Below are 16,868 nucleotides of genomic sequence, written 5' to 3'. Positions count from 1 at the left end.
CAACGGCGGCGGCAGCTACAAGGGCAGCAACTGCTCGGCCAGCGAGACCGTGGCGGCGGGACCAGGCGCGCAATCGGAAAGACCGCGGCAGCCTGATGGCCAGTTGGCAGGATTCCTGAATCCCACATATTCTTCTGACGGACAGGAGATCCCAGCTAAGGTGAGGCCTGAAGCCGACCCAGCCGCCGCAAGTTGCGCGGTGGATTTGCAGTGGGCGCCACACAGATACCAAATCCATCGTTCTGTACTCCAAATTTCCAATTTTCAATGACTCAGGAACTGGAACTCCGCAACGCCAAACACAAGGCGCTGGCCCTGCTACTCGCGGCGACGCTCGTCTTTGCGATCACCATCTTCCTCCCCCACGGCTTTGCCACCGATTGGGTACGCGCCGCAGCCGAGGCCGCCATGGTTGGCGGCATGGCCGATTGGTTCGCGGTAGCCGCATTGTTCCGCCGCATTCCGGTACCGGGGCTCGCAAGCCACACCAACATCATCATCCGCAAGCGCGACGACATCGCCGATGGGCTTGCTGTCTTCGTCAAGGAAAAATTCCTCGATGTGAACTCGGTGGTCGCGCTGATCGATAAGCACAACCCTGCACAGGTGGTTACCGATTGGCTCGATTCCGCATCCAACACGCGCCGCATGGGCGATGCCGTGGCCCGCTTCGCACGAGGTGCGCTCGACCTGTTGGACGAGAAGACAGTGCAGGCGTTTGCCAAGGACGCCGTCGATGCCATGATCGATCGGGTCGACTTCACGCAGTCAGCGGCGGGGATCCTGGAAACGCTGACGCGGGACAATCGGCACCAGGCGCTGCTGCGGGAATCGATCACGCATCTGGTGGAGCTGCTCAAGCGTCCGGACACGCGCGACATGATTGCCGGGCGAATCGCGGAATGGCTCAAATTGGAACATCCGTACAAGGAGAAAGTGCTGCCGACGGAATGGATCAGCGGTCATGGCGCAGAAATGATCTCGGCGGGATTGTCGCGCGTGCTGACACAAGTCGAGAAGGACGACGGTCATGAGCTGCGCAGGAAGTTCGATGAGGTGACCAGAAGTTTGATCAAGCGCCTGAAGGAAGACGCATCGTTTCGCGCAAAGGCCGACGATATCAAGCGTTATCTGCGGGAGCATCCGGCATTCAATGCCTACATCGGCGAACTCTGGACCGAATGGAAAGAACGTCTCAAGGCAGACCTGGCGCGTGAAGACTCCGCCATCTATCGCAAGGTGGCAGGTGCCGGCCAGTGGATTGGCAAGGAGCTGGCCCGCAACGAATCCTTGCGGCAGGCGCTGAACCAGCACCTGAGGGATGCCGCGCGCGCGATGGCCCCCGACTTTGCGGACTTCATCACGCGCCATATCAGCAATACAGTGCGCAGCTGGGACGCGAAGGACATGTCACGGCAGATCGAGCTCAACGTCGGCAGGGACCTGCAGTACATTCGCATGAACGGGACCATCGTTGGCGGGCTGATCGGGGCGACGCTCTATCTGCTTGCCCAGGCGCCAGCGCTGATTCGATGATACGTGCCGGTGGTGGCCAGTCCTCGATGTCAGCCGCCAATGCCCGCACGCTGTAACCGCTCAGCCGCCACCGGCCGCGCCAGCAAGAACCCCTGCCCCCGATCACACCCGATCTCCTGCAGAAACCTTAACTGCTCCTCGTTCTCCACCCCTTCCGCCACCACCGTCAACCCAAGCGAATGCGCCATGGCAACAATCGCGCGCAGGATCGCACTCTCACGCCGGTGCGCATCGATAACAGCAAGAAAGGACCGATCCACCTTCAGCGTATCCACCGGCAACGTCTGCAAATACGTGAACGACGAATACCCCGTCCCAAAATCATCAATCGCAAGACTCACTCCACGCCGCGCGAGTTCACCCAGCAGCGATTCCGTCACCCCGTTACCGGTCATTGCCATGCTCTCGACCAATTCCAGCTGCAGCCTGGCCGGCGGCAGACCGGTATCGCTCAGGATGTCGGTGAGGTCATGCAGGAACTGCTCGTGGCGACATTGCCGCGCGGACAGGTTGACGGCAATCCGGCCGAACGCGAAACCCTCTTCGATCCAGAGGCGCGCCTGCCTGCAGGCTTCGCGCAACACCCAGGCGCCGATCGGCACGATCAATGCCGAATCCTCGGCGGTGGTGATGAACGCACCGGGTCCCAGCAGGCCACGCGTCGGATGCTGCCAGCGCAGCAGCGCTTCCACGCTGACGATGGCGCCGCAGCGCAAGTCGAAGACAGGCTGGTAGTGCAGGCGGAATTCGTTGGCATTGAGGGCGTTGCGCAATTCGCTTTCGAGCGTGATCCGCTCCATCGAGGATGAGGTCATCTGCGCGGCGAAGAAGCGGAAATTGTTCTTGCCTTCGTCCTTGGCCTCGTACATGGCGCGATCGGCCTGCATCAGCAACTGCTTCTGGTCAGTGCCGTCGTCGGGGTAGATGCTGATGCCGATGCTCGGTGTCACGAACACGGTTTGTCCGTTGGTGACGATCGGCTGCCCGACCACGTTCAGCAATGACTGGGCAATCTGCGCGACGTGGCGGATGTCTTCGATGTCCTCGATGATCACGGTGAACTCGTCCCCGCCCAGGCGCGCCACCGTGTCGCTTTCGCGAATGGCGTCCTTGAGCCGCCGGGCGATGACCTTGAGGGCCTGGTCGCCCACGCCGTGCCCCATGGTGTCGTTGATCAGCTTGAAGCGGTCGAGGTCGATGAACATCACGGCCACCCGCCTGGCGGCACGCTTGGCGCGCGCGATGGCCTGCTTCAGGCGCTCGCTGAACAGGGTACGGTTCGGCAGGGCCGTGAGGGCATCGTGCATCGCAAGGTGGTTCAGGCGCTCTTCGTCCATCCGCCGCTGGGTGATGTCCGAAAAGATGGCGGCGTAGTGCGTGCAGCTGCCGTCGTGGCTGTAGATGCCTGAGATCGACAGGTACTCCAGGTACAGTTCGCCGCTCTTGCGCCGGTTCCAGATCTCGCCCTGCCAGTTGCCGTTCTCGCGCAGCTCGCGCCACAGCGACTCATAGAACGCGGCGTCCTGTTTGCCCGAGCTCAGCATGCGCGGAGTCCGGCCGATGGCCTCGGCCTGGGAAAAGCCGGTCAGTTGCGTAAAGGCCGGATTCACCCGTTCGATCACGCCGTTCAGGTCCGTCACCATGACGCCGTCGAGCGTGGCTTCGAACACGCGGTCGGCCAGCTTCAGGTGGTAGGCGGATTTCAGCAGCGCCTCATCGCGCTCGCGCAGCGCGAGTTGAAGCTCGTGCACATACTCGTACTCGATATTGCTCAGGATGTCGGCCAGGCTCAGCACACCCGCCAGTTCGCCGTGATCGTCGAGTACGCCCACATGGCGGATGCGGTTTTCGATCAGCATCTGGCGGGCCGCGTAGAGGCTTTGCGATCGCCGCAGCGCCCGCAGCGGGCGCGTCGCGTGTTCGCCCACCGTGCCGCCAAGCGCATTGGCGGCGGCCAGCCGGACAATATCGCGCTCGGTCAGGATGCCGTACTCGTCCAGTGGGTAGCGCACGACGATGGCGCTCAGCCCGCCTGTGCGCATGGCATGCATGGCGTCGAGCAGGCTGGTGTGGGGGGCCACCACGCCCGGCAGGGACAACTTGACCGAATCGATGGGCCGGGTGCGCAAGAAAAATTCTGCGCCCTGGCTCATGACGAGATCGGTCTGCGTGAGCATGCCCAGCGGGCGTTCGGCGTCGTCGACCACGAGGCAATGACGGATGCCCTTGTTCTTGAAGTGGACCACCGCGTCACCAAGACGCGTGCGGCCGGACAGGGACTGCACAGGGTGGCTCATCAGCGCGCTGATCGGACTGGACAGCGCGTCGGCCGCGTCGCCGAGCGACAGTGCATCGCGTTCGGTCCAGATGCCGACTGCCCGCCCCTGGTCCATGACGACAATCGAACTGCAGCGGCGCTTTGCCATTCTGGCGACGACTTCACTGACGGGGGTCAGCAGCTCGCACTCCAGCGTTGATTTCGATACCAGACGTTCGATTTCGATATCCAAGGTGTGATGCGGCATGTCGCTCCCTAGCCCCTGCGTCTTGTTGTTGTTTGGCTTGCCCGTCAGCGCTCGCAAGGATAGTTTGGGGATTGGTCACCACTGTTGATGCAGATCAAGGTGGTATTTTCGTGGTGTCAATCGGACACAGCGGTTCGGAATTGGAAAGAACAATGCCCGCCGTGCCGTCCGCAGTGGTTGCGGGCGGCGCGGCGGGCAAACGGATCAAGGCTGACTAAGGCCGGAGTAAAGCCGCAGTAAGCCGGTTACGCTCGGCTGGCGTGCCTCGTGAATCCTACCTGGCCAGGCTTGCGGTTCGGCGCGAACCCGTTCTCGGCCAGCGTCTCGTCGGCGCTGTCGTAGAACGTGCCGATCTTGTAGATCTCGCGCGCTTCCTTCGCGTTGGCCACGTCGCGGCCGAACTCGCGCGACATGCGCACCAGTTGCTCGATCTGCTCCACGGTGCCCATCTTGCGGTCGCGGCGCTGGGTCCAGATGTTGTCCTCGATGCCGCAACGCACATGCAGGCCCAGGGCAATGGCCATCATGTTCAGCGGTAGTACGTTGAGCATGGAGGTTTCCAGCGTCAGCACCGAACCATTGGGGCAGGCACGCACGAAGTTCGCCAGGTTGTAGAGGTTTGGCGCTTCAAAGCCGCCGCCGATCGCCACCCAGGTCAGGATCAGGGGCACGTTGCAGCTGCCCTTGCGCATCATCCGCTCCACCGTTTCCAGCTGCGCGATGGTGGCAAGCTGGAAGTGGGTCTGGATGCCATTGCTGCTGAGGCGGCGGATGTGCTCTTCCACCCATTCCGGTCCCGCGGGAATGGTCATCTCGCGATAGGCGCGATAGTTCGCCGGCTCGGCCAGCGAGGTGCCGGCCACGTCGGCCGCGCACATCTGCTCGACCACGTTCATCTGGTTGGTGTTGATGGCGATCGTCACCTGGTCCGGCGTGGGCTTCAGCTCCGCGAGCATGTGGCGCGTATCGTCCGACAGCCACTTGGCCACATCACCGTCGTTCTCGGGCGCAAAGGAAATCGAGCCCCCCACCTGCAGGATCATGTCCGGCACGCGGGCACGGATGCCGGCCAGCAGTTCGTTGAACTTGGACAGGCGCTTGGACCCCTTGCCATCCGCTTCACGCACATGCACGTGCAGTACGGTGGCGCCGGCGTTGTAGCAGTCCACGGCTTTCTGGATCTGCGCTTCCATGCTCACCGGAATATCTTCCGGGAAGTCGGAAGGCATCCATTCCGGACCATAAGGGGCTGCGGTAATCACCAGCTTTTGCTGGTTCTCGGGGAACAGCGAACCGTCGATGAAATCCATGTCTCTCTCCTGGTGGTGGCTGGCTCAGGCAGCCAGTGCGGGTTCGGGGGTACGGGTGTCGGTGGCGCGCTCGCCGATGCCAAAAGGCTTGTCGCCGATGATGCCGGCGCGTTCCATCTTGCGGTGGCAGGGCGCGTAGTCCATCACCGCGTAGTGCTGGGTGCTGCGGTTGTCCCAGATGGCCATGCTGTTGGCCTTCCAGCGCCAGCGCACCTGGTACTCGGGAATGAAGGCCTGCGACACCAGGTAACGCAGCAGCTCGAGCGCGCCCGGGTTGTAGTCCTGGCCGTAACGCACGTTTGCCGGCGCGTGGAAGTTGGTGAAGTGGGTGGTGAAGGCGTTGACGAAGAGGATCTTTTCACCGGTCTCGGGGTGGATGCGCACCACCGGGTGCTCCGGATCGGGATACTGCTCCTTCAGTGCCAGACGCCGCTCGATCGGCATGGCGGCGCCAAAGCTGGCCTCGATGCTGTGCCGGGCGCGCAGGCCGGCGATCTGCGTCTTCACGTGCTCGGGCAGGTTCTCGTAGGCGAGCGCCATGTTGGCCCACATCGTGTCGCCCCCCACGGCAGGGCCTTCTACGCAGCGCAGCACGCATCCCATGGGCGGCGCTTCACGCCAGGTCGCATCGGTGTGCCAGGCGTTTTCGTAGCGGTCCATCGGCTGGTCCGGCTGCTTGTAGATCTGCACCAGGCCCGGGTACTGCGGGTGGCTGCCGGCTACCGGGTGATTTTCCAGGCTGCCGAATCGCTCCGCGAACGCGACATGCTCGGCGCGGGAAATGTGCTGGTCGCGCAGGAACAGCACCTTGTGCCGCAGCAGGGCGGCCCGGATCTCTCCGAACAGTCCGTCGTCGTGGATGGCATCGGCCAGGTTGACGCCCGTCAGTTCGGCGCCAATGGTAGCGGTCAGTTGTTCTACGTGCATCATGCGGCCTCCGTGCGGACAATGACGGAAGCCGGGCATGCGATACCGCGCCCTGCCGGGCGATGGGAATTGCTGGTTGAGGTCACTCTTTGTCTCCTGCCGTTTTTGGATCGGGGTCAGTCAACGCGTCTGGCGTCAGGTGAAAATTACTGTCCGGGCAGAGGGGAGACTTTTCATTGCGCGACACGCTCATTGCGTTTGATGCCAGGGGTGGGGGCTGGGCCTCGGCGATTTGATCGCCGTCAAATTTTTGACCTGCTGCCCACACCATCCTTGCTGAAAGAGCGGAGGGAGGGAGCGATGACGACACAGGTTCGCGCGGCGGCGTTGACGGGTTACTTCGACGTAGCGTCGCAACTGGAGCTGGATACGGAACCGATCTTGCGCGCGGCGGGCGTCTCGCGCGCCTTGCTCGATGACCCGGACCAGCGCATTCCGGTGACCTCGGTCATGACCTTGCTGGACGAGGCGGCGCGCGCAAGCGGATGCGAGTCATTCGGCCTGCGCATGGCCGCGACGCGCCAGCTCGCGGACCTGGGTGCCATCAGTCTGTTGCTGATGCACCAGGCCACCCTGCGTGACGCGTTACGCACGCTGATCCGCTATCGCAGCCTGATGAATGAATCGCTGGCGATGCTGGTGGAGGATGCCGGCACGACCGTGATCGTGCGCGAGGAAATCGTATTGGAGGATGCGCCGGTATCCCGTCAGGCCATCGAGCTTGCCACCGGTACGTTGCATCGCGCGTGCAGTGTCCTGCTCGGCCCGCAGTGGAACCCGCACAGCGTTTATTTCACGCATGACGCGCCGGCCGATCTGCAGCTGCATCAGCGGATCTTTGGCTGCAAGCTGAAGTTTCACAGCGAGTTCAACGGGATCGCCTGCGCGACCGCGGATCTTGACCATCCCAACCCGATCGCGGACCCGATGATGGCGGAGTATGCGCGCCGCTGTCTGGAGGCGCAGTCAGTGGCCTGCGCGACATCCTGTGTCCTGGAGGTCCGCAAGGCCATCTATCTGCTGCTGCCAATGGGCCACGCTTCGATCGAACAGGTGGCACGGGGGCTGGAGATGGAAGTACGAACGCTGCAGCGCAGGCTCAAATCGGCGGGGACCGTCTTCTCTCAACAGGTCAATGACGTGCGGCGCGAACTGGTGGTCCGCTACCTCGTCAGCGGCGGCCATCTGCTAGCCGAGGTGGCGGAGCTGCTCGGCTTCTCGATGCCGAGTTCCTTTACGCGCTGGTTCTCGGCGGAGTTCGGTGTCGCGCCGTCGCAGTGGCGCCAGCGGCTGGTACAGGCCGATGCAACGGCAGAAGGCCGCCGGCCGGTGTGCTTGCGGCATGGCTAGGCGTCGCTCCGGGCGCCGGATGCTCCGCTTGCGTGCGTGTCGGCCTTTGACTTTGAAGGCCCATGCACCATGCTTACCAGGGTCCGCATGCCGCCAGGCAATCCAGCAGGTGGCCCGCATGCCCCGTAACGTCTTCCGGAGACCCGAACATGAAAGTCCTGATTGTCCTGACGTCTCACGACCAGCTCGGCAATACCGGTGAAAAGACCGGCTTCTGGCTCGAGGAGCTGGCCGCGCCTTATTACGTGCTCAAGGATGCCGGCGTTGAAGTCACGCTTGCCTCCGTGAAGGGCGGTCAGCCGCCGCTCGACCCGAAGAGCAATGATCCCTCGTTCCAGACCGCGGCGACGCGCCGCTTCGATGCCGATGCCGAGGCAAAGGCCACGCTCGCGTCTACGCAGAAGCTGTCCGATGTCTCGGCTGGCGACTACGACGCGGTGTTCTATCCGGGCGGACATGGGCCGATGTGGGACCTCGCCGAGGATGCAAACTCCAAAGCCTTGATCGAAACCACTCTTGCAAGCGGCAAACCGGTCGCGCTGGTCTGCCATGCGCCGGGCGTGCTGCGTCATGTAAAGGCGAAGGATGGGAGCCCGATGGTCAAGGGCAAGAACGTCACGGGCTTCACGAACAGCGAGGAGGCCGCGGTCGGCCTGACGGAAGTCGTGCCATTCCTGGTCGAGGACATGCTGAAGGCGAACGGCGCCAACTATTCCAAGGCAGGGGACTGGCAGCCGTACGTCGTGACGGATGGCTTGCTGATCACGGGCCAGAATCCGGCGTCGTCGGATCCTGTCGCCCATGCGCTGCTGACGATGCTGAAGCATCGCTGACAGGGAAAGCGGGCAGGGCAGAAGGTGCCTGGTCGCGGATGCCGGTTCCAGGCCAAGCCGTGGCGATCCTTGGTTGCCCGCCGGGCGTTCCGCCGTCGTCAGCGGTCAGGCGACCGCTGAGACAGTACCCAAAGCATGGCGCCCACGGCTTCGGCCTGGGACCGCGTGCGGGTCTTGTCGTAGATCGCACGCAGTTGGGTGCGCACGGTGTTGACAGAGACTCCCGCACTGGTGGCGTACTGGTCGGGTGTCTTGCCACTGACCAGTGCCTCGGCCACCGAGGATTCGGCTGCCGACAAGCCGAAGGCTTGCTGCAGTTGCCGCGCCGTCACCAGTGGCGTGGATCCGCGACGCCTGGCGGTGACCAGCATGGTGGCGTCGCCGAACACGGCTCTTGTGTCCTGGCCCGGCAGCAAGGTAATGCTGAGGAATACCTCGGGTGCCACGCCGGAGGCGACACCCAGCGCAAGGCTGGCGCCCTTGCGGGTTCTTGCCACATGCCGGAGCGTTGTTTGCAGGCTGTCCTGCTGCTCTGCCAGCGTTGCCGCCAGCCGCCCGTGCTGCAGTTTCAGGCAGGCGGCTTCGCGCAGCATGCTTTCGGCCGCCTTGTTGGCAAAGACGACGCGTGACTGCCTGTCCAGGGCAAAGACGGCAAGGCCCAGTTGCTCCATCAGTTCCGTGCCAAGCGCCGCGTCGCGATGCAGGACCCTGGTGTCCTGCCAGAGATTGATGGCCCGCTGCAGGTGACCGGCCATGCCGGCCGCGGTGGCGCGTTCTTCGAGCGTGTAGGGCGGCCGGTCGGGCGCGCGAAGCAGGCCGAGGAGAATATTGTCGCTGCCCGCGCGGGCCAGACGCGCACCCATCAGATAGCGTATGCCTGACGGAATCTGGTAATCCTGGAAGAACTCGCTTCGGGCGATATCCTGTTCGGTCAGGTAATCATCGCAACAGACGAATTTACCGATGGCGGCTTGTTCGACGAAGCTGCGTCGGGGATCAAGCGCACCATAGTATTGGTCGTAGCGCTCGATTATCTCGTCCCATCGTACGTCGGGGGTATAGATGGAGAGATGTGGCGCATTGCGCACTGCATCCCAGCTGAACATGTGGAATACATTGGCGCCCATTTTTTCCGAGACGATCTGAAATACCTCCAGAAATCCGTCCCGCCGGGCCGCGGCCTCATAGAGGTCCCCGATCAGATGATCACCGATTAGCAAGGCGCCCTTCTCCCCAGGCGTGGCTGTCCGGGGGAGTCTTCCGAGTCCGCGCCGCGCCGCCATTATTCACTGCGTTGTTTTCCGCAGGCTATCACAGGCATTCCGGGTGGACAGTTGGTTTTTTGAGATTTTCATCAAAATGAATGATGCCGGGCATTGGGAGTTCTTGCAGAATTCCCCCAAGTCCGTGACTGCGTTGCCAGAATTGACAAAAATGCAGCAGCAGAAAGATCAATAAATGATCGAGGATGCACCCGATGTCATTTATATGACGGGTTTCCAGAGGGGTCCTGGTTTGTCCATACCACAGGGGGATTGACTATCCGGCAGGAGCGGATGGTCATTATTTTTTGTCGTTTTTTTAAATAACGGTACGGGGAAGAAATAATGAGGTTTACACCCATTGCATTTAGTGTTGCGGTGCTGGCGTTGTCGGCTTGTGGAGGGGGCGGGGATTCATCGGTAGGAACCACGCCCACCACCACGCAACCTGGGACTAACGCCCCCAAGCAAACGGTCACCGGCGTAGCGGCAACCGGCGCGGCAATGCAGGGTGCCACGGTGACGCTGACGGACGCGGGCGGCAAGTCGGTCAACTGCCCGGCCGACACCACCACGGGCTCATTCCAGTGCGATGTGACCGGCCTGGCCGCCCCGTTCGTGCTGGCCGCCACCGGCAACGTGGCGGACTCGCAGGCAACGCTGATCAGCCTGAGTGCGACTGCGGGCACGCAGACCATCAATATCACGCCGCTGACCAACGCCATTGCGGCGACGATCATCGGTGACAACCCGACCAAGCTGCTGAGCGACACGAGCCTGCTGCAGTCCAAGGTCACGACGTCGTCGATCAGCACCACGGTGAAGGCCTACTCGGACGCGCTGGCCGATCTGCTGGCCGCCACAGGCAATGCCGGCGTGGACCTGATCTCCGGCCCGCTGACGGCTGGCGCACCGGGGCTGGACCGTTTGCTGGACCAGGTGAAGGTCAACGTGCTGCCCAATGGGGGCGTGCAGCTTTCATCCGTGGCGGGCGCTTCGAGCGATACGCCCGCCGTGCTCCAGCTGGCGCCGGGCGTGGCGCCGACGGCCAGTGACTCGGCCAGCCTGCCAAGCGTGGCCACGATTGGTGGTGCGCCTGTGTCCAACCTGCCGGTTGCCAGCGACCTCGCCGGGCTGCAAGCTGCGTTCAACCAGTGCTTTGGCGGTTCGTCGACGGCATCGGCACGGCAGAGCGGCAGCATCGCCGCCTGCAGTCAGATCGTCGTTGACGACGTGGCGCCCGGCGTGCGGCAGGCAGGTGTTCCCGCCACTTACCTTAGTAATGGCGCAAACGTCGACCAGGATCTGGGTGCCGGCATCGTTGCCGACGATGCCATGAACGGCGCCGTCTTCAGCTTGCCGGAAATCATCCGCGTGCAGGCAGCCGACAAGGTCTGGATCAAGGTGTCCTGGACGCGTGCCGATGGTATTCGCGATGGCATGCAGCAGATCGCGCAGATCGCCCTGCAGCCATCCGCGCGCACCAGCAGCGACAATGGCTGGCGCCTGATTGGCAACCAACGGGCGATTCTGAGCAAGGTCAATGGCAATGCCCAGCGCTGGGACTGGCTGAATCCGGCCAAACCGTTCACCGGGACCAATGCCTATGTCAGCTCGTTGACCCTGCAGGTGGCGACGGTCGACAAGGATGGGGTAGCGGTGGACTTCGCCATCGTGTCGGGTCCGGGGCTGCACAATGGGGTTCTGCTCAAGCCCAGCTCGGGCGTCTGCGACACGCTCAATATTCAGGCCCAGCTCAAGGCGGGAGAAACCGCCAGCGACGTACTGTCCAAATACCCTGGTGTACAGCCCGGCTGCCGGAATAACTACCGCCTGGCGGGAGTTGCCCAGGATGTGTCTGCGCAGGGCTCGTTCACGTGGCCGAACAACTCCGCCTGGTCAAATCCACAACTGAGCGCCGCGGACCTGGGGGCCATTACCCCGTTCAGCGTCTACACTTTTGACATCTACCGCTACGACAAGACCACCACTCCGTGGACGCCGAAGCAAGTCTATTCCTACCCGGTCCGTCTGCGCACCCCGCCGCCGGCTCCGGATACGCTGCGCCAGTATGCATGGCAGGATGTCAGCAAGGAGGCGCGTGACCTGCTGACGCCGGGTTCCGGCACGACGTTCACTGGCGGCGCGACTTTCCCGATGAGCTGGACCTCGGCTTCGGGTGTACCGTTCGTAAAGAAGACCAACGTGCAGATCCGGTCGACCATTGGCGCGCCGCAGGTGTTTGTCAGCGGCACGGCGCGTGCCAAGCCGGCGGCGGCCAACACGGTGGTCAGGCTGGCTGTGCCGGGCGACCAGGGGGCCTCCTTCCCGTCGGTTGCAGCGGCGACTGGCGCGACCGACATGTCGTTTGCCAACCTGAACTGGTCGGACGCGTTCGACCTGAACTTCAGCACCAGCGTGGAATACGACCACTGAAACAGTGACGTTATTCTCCTCGCGCTGAGCGGTGGCCTGTTACGCTGCCGCGCAGCAAGGGATCTGCAATCGAAGGCCAGGGCTACCCGCCCCGGCCTTTTTGCTGGAGCCCCGTGCCGGGCGCGCCTAGTAGACCCCCGGCACCATCCTCCACGTCCTCGCGCAATACGCTTCATACGCCGCCCCAAACTCCGACCGCAACATCGCTTCCTCTGCACGGATGCGCGCCACCAGAGGCGGGATCATCAGCAATGTCAGGATCACGCCTACGCCTGAGCGAAACGCCAGTACCCATCCCAGCGAGCTGATGACGAAGCCGAGGTAGCTCGGGTGCCGGATCACGCCGTACAGGCCAGTTGTCACCAGCTTGTGCCCGGGCTGGATCGCAACCAGCCCGCTGAATCGCTTGCCGAGGATGAACACGGGCACCAGCCTCAGTACGCCGCCCCCTGCGAACAGCGCCACGCCGATCCAGCGCAGGGTGTCGCCGTCGAGGATCCAGAAGCCAATCCGGTCATTCCAGGCTGGCACATAGCCGGAAAGCAGGCCGAGCACGCCAAACGCGGCGAGCACCCAGCGATTGCCGCGGTCTTCACGTTCGCCGCTGCTGATGTTGCCCTGGGAGAAGACGGCCACCACGGCCAGTGCCATGGTCGCTTCGGCCAGTACGATCCGCGCCGGATGGGCAAAGAAGGGGGCGACGCCGCCCCAGCCGATAACGGGAAGGGCCAGGTAGGCAAGGGTGCCTGCCAGGGTGAAGACAGCCATGCCAAGGGAAGGACGCATGCCGGGCTCCGCCATGAGGAGAGTTCATATCCTCCAGCGTATGCCGTTTGGCCGCCGGTTGCAGGCACAGACCGGCGGCCGGGCCGGCACTGCCGCGCAGGCAGTGCCGGCAGGCCTTTGCGCTAGCGGTCAGGCACCGATTGCCTGCCGGATCGCATTCACGACCTGGTCGAACACCGACTGCCTGAACAGCGGAATGGTCCGCTCCATCGACGCCGGCTCGATCTCCGCATACTGCAGGCGGCCGTTGCGCAGCGCGATGGCAAGGCGGCCACCTTCCTCCACGAACGAGCTGCCGCGCACGCCCGAACCGGCAGGCAGGTCATCCGGGTTCAGCTTGATGACGAGGATGTCGCGGTTGCCCGCGTAGCGCTCCCAGCCGATCTTGTCGCTGTCGAGCAGCACCTGGTTGCCCTGCACGCTGATCAACTGCGCCTTGCCGTTCGCGTTGAGCGTCAGCGTGGCCGTGCCGAACGGGATTGGGAGGCCGAGCACGTCATCCACGGACTGGTAGGTCCGGTTGGCGTCGCCGATGTAGTTGCAGTGCGCCACGCCGTCGTCGGTCACCGGAGTGCCGATCGCGCACGAATAGAGCGTCACCGACACCAGGTCACGCTCGTGCGAGACAACGCCGAGATACGCGTTGCTGTCCGCGGCGAAGGTGCCCGGGACGCGCAGCGCGAGCGTGTCGTCGATCCAGCCGGCGAGCGTGGCGCCGATGCCCTTGCCGCCCAGTTCCGCGCGGCGCACGACCAGCTTTTCGACAAGGCCGCTGTTCTGGTCCTGCACGGTTGCCTGGTTGCCGCCGATGCTCTGCACCAGGACAGGCCTGTTCTGGTCGGCTTCGCTCAGCACACCCGTCCACGTGCCGTCGACACGCAACTGGTACTCGCTGGACCACGGGCCCGAAGGAATCCCATCGACCCAAACGTTCGAGGTGGCGTTGTAGTACTGATCCTTACCGGTCAGTTCGTTACCGACCAGCGTGTAGCGGATTCGCAGCAGGGTCGGCGGGTTCGTGTAGGTGACGCCGTCAACGGTATACAGCGGCTCGGCCATCAGCGCCTTCAGGTCCACGTCGTCGGTGAACACCGGACGCGCGGCAAGCCTGTCCACATCGGCCTGCGTCACGGAGGCGAAGTCGCCGCCCTTTTCCGCGATGGCGTTCAGGACGCCGCGCACGGTGTCGCGGTCGGCGCTGCCGGACTTGGCGAACGACGTCACCTTGTCCACGACCTTGCTGGCGAATGCGCTGGCAGTGTTGTTGCCGCTGGCGATGTAGTCATCCTTGAGGTCGACCGATCCGCCCAGCAGCGCGATCACGCTGCGCTGGGCGGCCGCGCGGCTCTGGCCGGCATCGACCAGCGCCTGCACCATGGTCGTCAGCGGGGTGACGTGCTGGCTGGTGGCGCCGTCGATCTCCGTGCTCAGCGTGAAGCTGGCCGGGAACGCGTAGTTCGGCCGCGACAGGTCCTTGGTGTTGGCATCGACCATGACGAGCAGTCGCTTGCCGATGACGTTGCCGTTGGTCACCAGGCCGAAGTTGCCGCTGCCGTCGGTCTTGGCGCTCGGTTCGCCGGCATCGCAGGCACCGTTGCCGTTCACGTCGACGCAGACGGTGGCGCCGACCAGGTAGCCGTCAATCGCCTTGCCGGTCAGGTTGGGCGTTGCCTGCGGAGTTGCCGCCGGCGTGGACGAATCACCGCCGCCGCAGGCGGCAAGCATCGCGGCGCTTGCCAGGGTGGCAAGCAGGGTTTTTGCGTGGAGAGTGGCCAATTGCTTTTTTCCCTTTGAAGTTGGTCAGGAGGACCGGCGCGGGGCAGCAGCCCGCGCAGGCGTGCGATCGCCCATTGGTTTTAGTTTTGGGTAAGGCGGCAGCGGGCGAACCGTGGCTTTATCGGCGCTTCCGACGCGATCGGGCACCCCACATCGGAAGGGCCTAGCCATCACATTGATGGCGCGGGCACAGAGGTGCGCGCGCGGCGGCACACGCAGGCAAGCTGGTCATGCCGTGGTTCAATACGGCTTTGCCGGAAAGACACGGAATGCCGCAGACCATGCCCCTCATCGATATCAGGAACCTCCAGCAAGCCGCCATCGCGTTCGGTGAGGCGCGCGGCTGGGGCAAGTATCACAGCCCCAAGAACCTGGCCATGGCACTTAGCGTCGAGGTAGCCGAACTGGTGGAGATCTTCCAGTGGCAGACCGAAGAGGAGTCGCGCGGGATCATGTCGACGGACGAGCGCGCGCACGTGGAGCAGGAACTGGCGGATATCACCATCTACCTGACGCAGCTCGTGACGGCGCTGGGCGTGGATCTGGACGCCGCAGTGCGGGCGAAGATGGAGATGAATGCGAAGAAGTATCCGGTGCGGGGCGGCGATTCCTGATCGGGCGTCGCGTAAGACAAAGCATTCAAGATAAGAATGAAATGCTATTGTTTTGGAGGTGGTTCATAAATAGATCTAATGCGTGGGCGATGCCACAGCCCTGACCCATTGCCGGGCCATGGCACCGATCCGTTACCTCCCCACCAACACCTCCCGCCCATTCACCGCCTGCACCGGCCGCGCATTCATCCTGTACAGCTTCCTGAACGCCTCAAGCTGCGCAAACGAGATCGACACCGGCGTCTTCATCACCACCCATCGCACATCCTCGCTGCAAGGCGGCGTAGTGAGCGAGCCGATGAACGTGTAGTTGTCGCGTTTGGCCGGCAGCAGGGCGCCGACGTCGATGGTGCCGTCCAGCACGTGCTTGTCGCCGGTCTTCGCCGGCAGGCTGGCGAACACAGGTTGCAGAGTCGCATTGGCCTTGCCCGTGCGGAACAGCACCGCGATCACCGCCAGCCTGCCTTCGGCACTCTTGTGCACGAGGTGGGCCACCAGCGGATACGACTTGCCATCGATCTTCTCTTCGCTCGGGGTATGGAAGTGGAATTGCGCGAGCTTGTATTCCACGCCGTCGATAGTCAGGGCACCCCCGTTGGCCGGTTCTACCTGAATGGTATGGCCATTGTTGATGACCTGGGCATGCGCCGGCGTGTAGGAGAGGCCAATGGCCTGTGCCGTGGTGCCCGTGACCCCGCGCGTCTCAATGTTGATCGGCGACTGGCGCTGGCCGGTCCTGCATACGGCGTAGTCCGCTTCGAGGCTGGCCCACTGGCTCGCTCCGGTCTTGCCCTGGTACGTCCAGTGCGGCGCTTCGGCGGCGTTGGCAAGTGCCACGGAAAGCAGTGTGCCCAATGCCGCAATCGCAATGCGTGTCTTCATCTGATGATCACCGTTTTTGAAAACTGAGGGATGAGCATCCGCCCGCATGCCGGACGGACCGATGCCCATGGCTCCGGAACGCTGCCTGTAGGGCAGCATTGACCGGCGAAATGCATCAAACCGTCTCATTGGACCGGGGCAAGTGTAGCGGGCGATGGAGCGCGACCACGCCAATCCCATGACGCCACTATGTATGATTTGCCACAAACAAAAACGGGCGGACTCGACGAGCCGCCCGGGCGCAGAACCGCGCAGTATCACCACGAAACCCTAACTCCCCCGATACGTCCCAAAGCTCCACGGCGAGCACAGCAACGGCACGTGATAGTGCTGCGCGGCATCGCCGATGGTGAAGCGCACGGGCACGATGTCGGCGAACACATCCGGCGTCTTGAAGTAGTCCGCAACCCAGAAGCGCAGTTCGAAGTCGCCGGTGCGCGCCTGCGCGGCGGGCAGCATCGGGGTGTCGGTGCGGCCGTCGCTGTTGGTGCGCGCGCGTGCAATGAGTTTGGGGGGCTGTGTGCCCAGGTCGAACAGTTCGATCTGCATGCCGGCGATGGGCTTGCCGAGCGATACGTCGAGCACGTGGGTGCTGATGCCTGCCATGATCGGTCTCCTTGTCAGCGGGCGG

13 protein-coding genes are annotated in these 16,868 nt (G+C 63.5%); 5 read left to right on the top strand and 8 right to left on the bottom strand.

Going from position 1 to position 16,868, the window contains the following annotated elements:
* Positions 1–267: 267 nt before the first annotated feature.
* Positions 268–1,536, top strand: a complete 1,269-nt coding sequence (locus AC3FNH_RS21560; RefSeq protein WP_488721502.1) for a DUF445 domain-containing protein — start codon at positions 268–270, stop codon at positions 1,534–1,536.
* A gap of 29 nt (positions 1,537–1,565) precedes the next feature.
* Here AC3FNH_RS21560 and AC3FNH_RS21555 read toward each other — a convergent pair whose 3' ends face one another.
* From AC3FNH_RS21555 to AC3FNH_RS21545, 3 genes are all read right to left on the bottom strand, one after another.
* Positions 1,566–4,061: an EAL domain-containing protein gene (locus tag AC3FNH_RS21555; RefSeq protein ID WP_488721498.1), complete on the bottom strand. Its 2,496-nt coding sequence runs from the start codon at positions 4,059–4,061 to the stop codon at positions 1,566–1,568.
* A gap of 245 nt (positions 4,062–4,306) precedes the next feature.
* Positions 4,307–5,371, bottom strand: coding sequence for a beta-keto acid cleavage family enzyme (locus tag AC3FNH_RS21550; protein WP_276099055.1), 1,065 nt, complete (start codon positions 5,369–5,371; stop codon positions 4,307–4,309).
* A gap of 24 nt (positions 5,372–5,395) precedes the next feature.
* Entirely contained in the window at positions 5,396–6,298 is a 903-nt protein-coding gene (locus AC3FNH_RS21545) for a TauD/TfdA dioxygenase family protein (RefSeq protein ID WP_488721501.1), read from the bottom strand.
* A gap of 300 nt (positions 6,299–6,598) precedes the next feature.
* Here AC3FNH_RS21545 and AC3FNH_RS21540 point away from each other — a divergent pair, with 300 nt between their 5' ends.
* Entirely contained in the window at positions 6,599–7,648 is a 1,050-nt protein-coding gene (locus AC3FNH_RS21540; protein ID WP_488721497.1) for an AraC family transcriptional regulator, read from the top strand.
* Positions 7,649–7,797: 149 nt separating this feature from the next.
* Positions 7,798–8,481 (top strand): type 1 glutamine amidotransferase domain-containing protein, encoded by a 684-nt coding sequence (locus tag AC3FNH_RS21535; RefSeq protein WP_488721496.1) that lies wholly within the window; start codon positions 7,798–7,800, stop codon positions 8,479–8,481.
* Between the two features lie 98 nt (positions 8,482–8,579).
* On the opposite strand, the gene AC3FNH_RS21530 is transcribed toward AC3FNH_RS21535, so the two are convergent.
* Entirely contained in the window at positions 8,580–9,764 is a 1,185-nt protein-coding gene (locus AC3FNH_RS21530) for a helix-turn-helix transcriptional regulator (protein WP_488721495.1), read from the bottom strand.
* A 324-nt stretch (positions 9,765–10,088) separates the two neighbouring features.
* On the opposite strand from AC3FNH_RS21530, the gene AC3FNH_RS21525 reads away from it, so the two are divergent.
* Positions 10,089–12,179: a hypothetical protein gene (locus AC3FNH_RS21525; RefSeq protein ID WP_488721494.1), complete on the top strand. Its 2,091-nt coding sequence runs from the start codon at positions 10,089–10,091 to the stop codon at positions 12,177–12,179.
* 126 nt (positions 12,180–12,305) lie between these two features.
* Here the strand turns inward: AC3FNH_RS21525 and AC3FNH_RS21520 are convergent, their stop codons facing one another.
* Positions 12,306–12,965, bottom strand: a complete 660-nt coding sequence (locus AC3FNH_RS21520) for a methyltransferase family protein (protein ID WP_488721493.1) — start codon at positions 12,963–12,965, stop codon at positions 12,306–12,308.
* 129 nt (positions 12,966–13,094) lie between these two features.
* Positions 13,095–14,741 (bottom strand): hypothetical protein, encoded by a 1,647-nt coding sequence (locus AC3FNH_RS21515; RefSeq protein WP_488721492.1) that lies wholly within the window; start codon positions 14,739–14,741, stop codon positions 13,095–13,097.
* Between the two features lie 281 nt (positions 14,742–15,022).
* On the opposite strand from AC3FNH_RS21515, the gene AC3FNH_RS21510 reads away from it, so the two are divergent.
* On the top strand, positions 15,023–15,355 hold the full coding sequence (locus AC3FNH_RS21510; protein WP_488721491.1) for a nucleotide pyrophosphohydrolase: 333 nt from the start codon (positions 15,023–15,025) through the stop codon (positions 15,353–15,355).
* A 132-nt stretch (positions 15,356–15,487) separates the two neighbouring features.
* On the opposite strand, the gene AC3FNH_RS21505 is transcribed toward AC3FNH_RS21510, so the two are convergent.
* Both AC3FNH_RS21505 and uraH read right to left on the bottom strand, forming a co-directional pair.
* The gene (locus AC3FNH_RS21505) at positions 15,488–16,237 is read right to left on the bottom strand and encodes a carbonic anhydrase (protein WP_488721500.1); all 750 of its coding nucleotides are present in this window, start codon (positions 16,235–16,237) and stop codon (positions 15,488–15,490) included.
* A gap of 270 nt (positions 16,238–16,507) precedes the next feature.
* Complete coding sequence (uraH, locus tag AC3FNH_RS21500) at positions 16,508–16,843, bottom strand: hydroxyisourate hydrolase (RefSeq protein WP_276099063.1); 336 nt, start codon at positions 16,841–16,843, stop codon at positions 16,508–16,510.
* Positions 16,844–16,868 lie beyond the last annotated feature (25 nt).

Source organism: Cupriavidus sp. 22TCCZM01-5, assembly GCF_057798915.1.
The sequence above is the reverse complement of the archived record's forward strand: the minus strand, read 5'-3'. Positions and strand labels throughout refer to the sequence as shown.

Coding starts and splice junctions, on each gene's coding strand:
- AC3FNH_RS21545 (WP_488721501.1), bottom strand. CDS start 6,298: ATGCACGTAGAACAACTGACCGCTACCATTGGCGCCGAACTGACGGGC.
- AC3FNH_RS21555 (WP_488721498.1), bottom strand. CDS start 4,061: ATGCCGCATCACACCTTGGATATCGAAATCGAACGTCTGGTATCGAAA.
- AC3FNH_RS21525 (WP_488721494.1), top strand. CDS start 10,089: ATGAGGTTTACACCCATTGCATTTAGTGTTGCGGTGCTGGCGTTGTCG.
- AC3FNH_RS21510 (WP_488721491.1), top strand. CDS start 15,023: ATGCCCCTCATCGATATCAGGAACCTCCAGCAAGCCGCCATCGCGTTC.
- AC3FNH_RS21505 (WP_488721500.1), bottom strand. CDS start 16,237: ATGAAGACACGCATTGCGATTGCGGCATTGGGCACACTGCTTTCCGTG.
- AC3FNH_RS21530 (WP_488721495.1), bottom strand. CDS start 9,764: ATGGCGGCGCGGCGCGGACTCGGAAGACTCCCCCGGACAGCCACGCCT.
- AC3FNH_RS21520 (WP_488721493.1), bottom strand. CDS start 12,965: ATGCGTCCTTCCCTTGGCATGGCTGTCTTCACCCTGGCAGGCACCCTT.
- AC3FNH_RS21535 (WP_488721496.1), top strand. CDS start 7,798: ATGAAAGTCCTGATTGTCCTGACGTCTCACGACCAGCTCGGCAATACC.
- AC3FNH_RS21560 (WP_488721502.1), top strand. CDS start 268: ATGACTCAGGAACTGGAACTCCGCAACGCCAAACACAAGGCGCTGGCC.
- AC3FNH_RS21550 (WP_276099055.1), bottom strand. CDS start 5,371: ATGGATTTCATCGACGGTTCGCTGTTCCCCGAGAACCAGCAAAAGCTG.
- uraH (WP_276099063.1), bottom strand. CDS start 16,843: ATGGCAGGCATCAGCACCCACGTGCTCGACGTATCGCTCGGCAAGCCC.
- AC3FNH_RS21540 (WP_488721497.1), top strand. CDS start 6,599: ATGACGACACAGGTTCGCGCGGCGGCGTTGACGGGTTACTTCGACGTA.